Here is a 2,486-nt window from a genome sequence, read left to right on the forward strand (position 1 = left end):
TACCAACAGAAAGCTCAGCTGCTCAACAAGCTGCGCAGCACAAGAGTGAAGGGCGAATGTAGTCTAGACGGATTGCCAAGGCTTCATGCCGTTCAAATTGCCCTGTTAGCTGCGGACACCTATAAATGGGGAGTTTTTTTAAAGGCACATTTAGACGTAATGAATGATAATTTTGAAAGAAGTACTGACGCAAGTCATGCCTGGGCAGAAAGAAAGACCTACATCAAAGAATTAGAAGAGTTGAATATAAATGTTCCTGATCTTATTTTGGGCACATCGTTCCGAATTGAAAATCCGGCGAGCAATCATTATTTTGGTAACATTGTTCGGCTTGGTCGCGCTTTAACAGAAAGCAAACAACGCAAAGAATTTGAACAAGCAATATTGTCCATCGTTTCCGATAACCAGTTGGATGCCTATAATCGAGTGATGTTTTATTTTCTGTTCCGCAATTACAATTATTACTTAGAAGACGCATCCCTAAAAAATGAGAATATCGCTAAGTTAGCAAAGGCGAGAAGCACACTGCCGGATTATATTAGTAGGAGGTTGGTTGAGGAATAGGAGTCTTATTGTAACAATGTTTCGTATGTAAACCCTTTTCTGGGGTAAAAATAAAAACCAGCATTAAACTGAGTCCCAAAAAAGCAGTAACTTTAAGTATATTCATATCGATATTCGGAACTAGTCTAACCCCAAAGCCTAATAACTATGCAATTTGTGAAGCCTAACTTTGGAAGAGTTATTGCTGCCGGACTTATAGACGGGGCACTATATATTGGTTTTTTTGTTTGCCTTTTTCAGTATGTCAATCTGCCCGTTATTGTTAAAACACACCCAAATAAGTCATTGTTTTTTGGGTTTATCTTATATCGTTTTATAGCAATTTTATTTTTGCGCGGTACACTAGGGATGCGCACTTTCAACCTGGTATTTGTAAATGAGGAAGAGGCAGAGACAGGCTTTACAGAAAAGCTACTAGCCTCCATTTTTATTTTATTTCGTGGGGTGGATTATTATCAAGAAGTTCGTTCGTATGCGTAAGCCATCAGGAGAATACAAATTCCTGGACTCACCAATTCATTTAATAAACAGACATCTAATGAAAAATATAAAACCTCAAGTAATAATTTCTGCCATAAGTATATTTATTTTGGCTGCAATAGGTGGGATACTTTTAATTAGAAACGCCAACGATCACAAGGAATGTGCTACTTCTGTATCCTATTACACCAATTCGAAAGGGGAAAAAGTGAAGGAGGAAAAACATATCTGTAAGGAAAGGTTTAATTTGTAAAAAAATAGCACGCCACGTGCCAGTATTAATTGTGCTTTTTCGTTGAGTTGATTAAATAAAGCTCATAAGGGCATATTGAATTTCCTTATTCAATTTAAAAAGGCACCGATAATTAGATAGTTAATATAATGAGGTTTGATTGTGGGTTCAACAGGGCGCCTCTATAATTTCTCCATTTGTGCTATTTGTGAGATATTCTTTTCAGCCAGTAAATTTCGCCCCCTTTGCAATAACTCTCAATAGCTAATGATCCTGTCTTCGGAGTTAATTTTAATACCTGTTGTGAAGTACTTGCGGTTGGTCTTTGATAAAATCAAGGATTTTCTCTTTTCTGCTTTTTCATTCATAATAAATCGACCCTATTTATTACAAATAATGGCCATTTTGACGGTTAAATGGTCGAAATAATCAAAAACAATGGGCGATATAATTTTTAAATGCGCATGGCCACAAATGGCAAAAAAGGCGAAAAATGGCTAAAAAACCTCAAATAATGGCTCATTTAACCAATATTTATTCGTTTTTAGCCCAAAATCGACGAATTGTGCTATTGCTAAAGGGGGATGCCCGGTAGGTAGTTACATCATTACCAAATTGAGAGATCTTGAGGCCTTCTTACTTCCAATGCGGAGCTTCTAAAGAAAAAAGAGCGCCAAATAGGCACTCTTTTGGGGAAATGGATTATCGTAACCCTTACCTATTTTATCATCAAAAGCGTAATCAATCTGGGAGATCAATTTCTTTGATTAAGCTAATTGAGATTACATATAACCCATAGTTTTAGCTATCAAAATTTATTTTGAAATCTTTTTGGCTTTTATACTGAAATATTTTGTATACGATAATAAAATTTCGTTTTTGATAATTTTATTTTAGCTTTGCTCAATGGTTATTATCACTAAAACCAAATTGATTCAATTTTATGAAACAGATTCAATAGCGAAAGAACCCATATTGAGCTGGTTTCATATCACGTTACTTAGTGATTGGCAAGACTATCATGCTGTTAAAGAAACTTTTAATTCGGTAGATAGTGTAGGGAATGACAGATATGTTTTTAATGTTGGCGGAAATAAATATCGAATTGTTGCGATGATTCATTTTAACACTCGGACCCTTTATATCAGATTTGTAGGAACGCACAAGCAATACGATAAAATTAATTGTAAAACTATTTGATATGAAAGCA

2 protein-coding genes and 1 pseudogene are annotated in these 2,486 nt (G+C 35.3%); all 3 read left to right on the forward strand.

The genetic code is table 11. The features are described from left to right. A pseudogene (locus ACOYLT_RS11540) lies at positions 1 to 564 on the forward strand (hypothetical protein); the annotation flags it as partial. A 147-nt stretch (positions 565 to 711) separates the two neighbouring features. Further along, positions 712 to 1,044 carry a hypothetical protein gene (locus tag ACOYLT_RS11545; protein ID WP_422853991.1) on the forward strand — a complete coding sequence of 111 codons (333 nt, stop codon included), beginning with the start codon at positions 712 to 714 and terminating at the stop codon, positions 1,042 to 1,044. Between the two features lie 1,162 nt (positions 1,045 to 2,206). Continuing rightward, positions 2,207 to 2,476, forward strand: coding sequence for a type II toxin-antitoxin system HigB family toxin (locus ACOYLT_RS11550; protein WP_422853992.1), 270 nt, complete (start codon positions 2,207 to 2,209; stop codon positions 2,474 to 2,476). The last annotated feature ends 10 nt before the right edge of the window (positions 2,477 to 2,486 follow it).

Origin of the sequence: Flavobacterium sp. (genome assembly GCF_049318185.1) — a bacterium.
Lineage (GTDB): Bacteria > Bacteroidota > Bacteroidia > Flavobacteriales > Flavobacteriaceae > Flavobacterium.

Coding starts and splice junctions, on each gene's coding strand:
- ACOYLT_RS11545 (WP_422853991.1), top strand. CDS start 712: ATGCAATTTGTGAAGCCTAACTTTGGAAGAGTTATTGCTGCCGGACTT.